Annotated in this window: 1 protein-coding gene; it reads right to left on the reverse strand. The window is 47.8% G+C overall.

The window, feature by feature from the left end:
- A partial coding sequence (locus AB4585_RS26120) for an ATP-binding cassette domain-containing protein (protein ID WP_372171669.1) occupies positions 1-366 on the reverse strand: 366 nt, incomplete at its 3' end.
- Between the last annotated feature and the right edge of the window lie 15 nt (positions 367-381).

The raw sequence follows: 381 nt of genomic DNA on the forward strand, positions 1-381 counted from the left end.
GGCTTGTCCTGTCGACAGCTGTTTTGGCAGATAGTCTAGGTGTTTAATTTCTAAGCCCACGGCCGTCAATGCCTCTGCCATTCTCTGTTCGTGCTTATCCAGGATTCCTACATTTTTCATAGGCTCGAGTAAGATTTTGCGAACGGAATAATAAGGATTCAGGCTAGTGTGAGGTTCTTGAGGGATCAGCTGAATGTGCTTACATAGCTCCATTCTCTGTTTTTTAGACGACGTAGAAAGCGGCAAGCCACAAATAGTCACCTCGCCATAGGTTGGCAATCTAAGCCCAAACAACAGCTCAATCAGGGTGGATTTCCCAGCCCCGGAAGGCCCTACTACCGCCAGATTTTCTGTGCCGATCGTCAAATCTAAGCCGTGAAG

The sequence above is a fragment of the Vibrio sp. 10N.222.49.C9 genome (genome assembly GCF_041474985.1).
Lineage (GTDB): Bacteria > Pseudomonadota > Gammaproteobacteria > Enterobacterales > Vibrionaceae > Vibrio > Vibrio crassostreae_C.